General features: G+C 66.7%; 5 protein-coding genes. 2 read left to right on the forward strand and 3 right to left on the reverse strand.

The features are described 5' to 3' along the window. Window positions 1–324 (reverse strand): MspA family porin (locus TX88_RS00440; protein WP_044518951.1); only part of this gene is annotated, 324 nt, incomplete at its 3' end. A gap of 674 nt (window positions 325–998) precedes the next feature. Between TX88_RS00440 and TX88_RS00445 the strand changes: the two genes are divergently transcribed. Further along, window positions 999–1,334, forward strand: coding sequence for a TFIIB-type zinc ribbon-containing protein (locus TX88_RS00445; protein WP_044513813.1), 336 nt, complete (start codon window positions 999–1,001; stop codon window positions 1,332–1,334). Here TX88_RS00445 and TX88_RS00450 read toward each other — a convergent pair. After that, on the reverse strand, window positions 1,292–2,071 hold the full coding sequence (locus TX88_RS00450) for a phosphotransferase family protein (RefSeq protein ID WP_044513815.1): 780 nt from the start codon (window positions 2,069–2,071) through the stop codon (window positions 1,292–1,294). The genes TX88_RS00445 and TX88_RS00450 overlap by 43 nt on opposite strands. Before the next feature lie 20 nt (window positions 2,072–2,091). Continuing rightward, complete coding sequence (locus tag TX88_RS00455) at window positions 2,092–2,562, reverse strand: carboxymuconolactone decarboxylase family protein (RefSeq protein ID WP_044513816.1); 471 nt, start codon at window positions 2,560–2,562, stop codon at window positions 2,092–2,094. 49 nt (window positions 2,563–2,611) lie between these two features. Here TX88_RS00455 and TX88_RS33015 point away from each other — a divergent pair. Then, window positions 2,612–2,819, forward strand: a 208-nt coding sequence (locus tag TX88_RS33015) for a GntR family transcriptional regulator (RefSeq protein ID WP_162563058.1), incomplete at its 3' end; no start/stop codon positions are given.

Genomic DNA, 2,819 nt, shown 5'->3' on the forward strand with positions numbered 1-2,819 from the left:
GCCCACGCCCAGCGACCAGGGGAAGCCGATCTGGTAGCCCAGCTCCAGCGTGCCCTCGAAGTCGTCGGCACCCGCGCCGGCCACCGTGTACTTGGCGCGACCGGAGTGGAACCACTCACGGGTCAGCCGGTTGCGGTCCAGGGGGAATACACCGTTGAGGAAGGTGTCCCACTGCTGAACGGTCAGGGTGCGGTCCTGACCGTCAACCAGGCTCAGTTCATTGTCCAGACCCGCATGAGAAGTGCCCGTGCCTATGAAGAGGCCAGCGATGACCCCGGCCATTGCGGTCACCAATGCGACCAGCACCCGACTGAATGCCTTCATGTTCTCCCTAGCTATGTCGGTGATCCGATTCGTTCTTCACCAACCAGGGCCCCCGCCCTAGAGATCGATCGGCTGCGTACCGCCCGATTAGGGAGGTCACACCCGGTTCTCATGCCTTGCTCATGATTGGCAGGAGGAAACGTAACCGGGCGACATCCGGGCGGCAACGGCAACCCGTTTCCGCCCGCCCTACGTACAAATAGCGGTACAAAGTTTGCTAGATCCACACCGGCGTGCGTCACACCGCCGCTGTCGATTACCTGTGAACGCCGAACGCCGAGCCCGGATCGCACCGGCGTCCAGGAACCCGGGCAAGCCGCCGCCACACCGCTGGAACTGGCATTTCCCCCTTTCCGCCGAGCGCGGACCGGGCAATCACGCTGAGCGGAATGATTGCCGTCACAATCGTCAATATCGCGGACCCGCCCGCCGACCGCCCCGGGTTTGCGCTTGCTGTGTAAACGTTCCGTTACACAGTGCCGAACACCCGGATTAACTGAACGGCCGCAGATCGATTCAACGGACCCCCGGCTGATATTCCGAATTGTGACGGACGTCATATCGAAAGCGGTGGCGAAAGAGCCTCCGGGTCCGTCCGGGGCCTCGATCGGGCCGTACACAACCCAGCCCGTACCTCACAGGCACTTCACAGCAGGGTGGGACGTTATGCCGATATGAGCATCCCGCCATATGAGCCCCCGAAATCCCCTCCACCTTCCGGCATCGGCAACACCTTGCTGTGCCCGAAGTGCGCCGGGGTCATGAAGACCTATGAGCGCAACGGCATCCACCTGGAGCAATGCGACACATGTCGCGGCATCTTCCTGGACTTCGGCGAGCTCGAGTCGCTGACTCAGATGGAGAACCGGTTCGTCCAGGCGCCGCCACCGCCGCCGCAGGCGCACTCGGGCTACAACCAGGGCTACTCGGACTATGGGCCGGGCTGGGGCCACCGCGGCAACAAGCACTACCGCAAGCAGGGCTTCGGCCGGCTGTTCTTCTCCAGCTGAGGCATCCGCGCGCAGGCCGCCGCCAACAGCTCGTCATCGGGATCGTTGGCGGCGGACTGGATGACGGCGGCCCGGGCGAACGGCTCGAGCACGGGCCACGGATCCCCGGGCGGCAAGGCCGGGCCACCGGCCGCCCGGTAGGCATCGAGGAACAGGAACCAGTCGGCGTCGGGAATGAGCCCGGCAGCCCAGAACCCGGCGGGACGCGCCAGATCCCAAGCAGGATCGCCCAATCCGAGGTCATCGGCATCGATGAGCAGCCAGCGCCCGTCGTGCCGACCCACTTGACCCAGGTGAAAGTCGCCGTGGACGAGGGTGCGCGCCCGGTCTGCTGACCCCGGCCGCCACGCGTCGTCGGGCAGACTTGCCGCGGCGCGCGACACCACCCGGTCACCACGCCGGCGGGCCTGCTCGACCGCACGCCTGAGCCTCGCCGGCCAGCCGTGTGGCGGCAACCGCGCGGTGACCGGTTCAGTGTGCAACGCCGCCAGCAGCCGCCCGATATCGGCCCACGGCACGCTTTCGGGTTGCACTGCAAGGGTTTCCACCAGGGGCCACCGGGTCAGCCAGCGGCCGTCGACCGCATCGGGCACATCGGACACCGGACTCAGCAAGGCATCGATGCGGCCCGCCGCGCGGAGCCGGACCCGCAGTGCCCGCGGATCGGTTCCCGGCCGGTGCAGCTTGTGCACGACTGCGCCGTGCACCGTGATGTCTGCACCTGACCGGGTCTGCACACCTCTAGTTTCCCGCGGGATCAGCGCCGCGGGGCAGGCATCCGCACGGTGACGTTGATCCGGTTCCACGCGTTGATGGTCACGGCCATCGCGATCACCTGACCGAGCTCGCGTTCGGTGAACGCGGCGGCCGCCCGCGCGTACACGGCGTCGGGAACGTGGCCGTCGCCCAGTTCGGTGATGGCCTCGGTCAGCGCCAGCGCCGCCTGCTCACGTTCGGTGAACAGGTCACCGGCCTCCTGCCAGGCCGCGATGAGCGCGAGTCGCTGCTCGGTCTCGCCCTGCTTGCGGGCGTCGTGGGTGTGCATGTCGAGGCAGAACGCGCAGTGGTTGATCTGCGACGCCCGGATCTTGACGAGCTCACCGATCGTCGGGTCGACGTCCTTGGCCGCGGCGTTCGACAGCGTCATCATCGCGTCGTAGAGCTCGGGAGAAACCTTGTAGATCTTCAGGCGGTCGACGGTGGCGGCGGGTTCGAGTGTCTGTGTCATGCCGTCAACGCTAGCCGGGAAAATACCGCCCAGATGGTTCAATATTGCGGTGACTTCGCGGGCCAATTCCGACCGGGACCTGCATCTCGACCTGCGCGCGATGATCGAGCCCGGCAGTCGCACCGCCCGCGAGCAGCTGATCACCGCGCTTCGGGAGGGGATTCGCAGCGGCAGGTTGGGTACCGACACGCGACTGCCGCCATCACGCGCGCTGGCGTCGGATCTGGGATTGGCCCGCAACACCGTCGCCGAGGCGT

It is taken from the genome of Mycolicibacterium septicum DSM 44393, assembly GCF_000455325.1.
GTDB lineage: Bacteria > Actinomycetota > Actinomycetes > Mycobacteriales > Mycobacteriaceae > Mycobacterium > Mycobacterium septicum.

What these genes read in the sequence shown, in the direction of transcription:
- TX88_RS00445 (WP_044513813.1), top strand. Translation starts at nt 999, where the DNA reads ATGAGCATCCCGCCATATGAGCCCCCGAAATCCCCTCCACCTTCCGGC.
- TX88_RS00455 (WP_044513816.1), bottom strand. Translation starts at nt 2,562, where the DNA reads ATGACACAGACACTCGAACCCGCCGCCACCGTCGACCGCCTGAAGATC.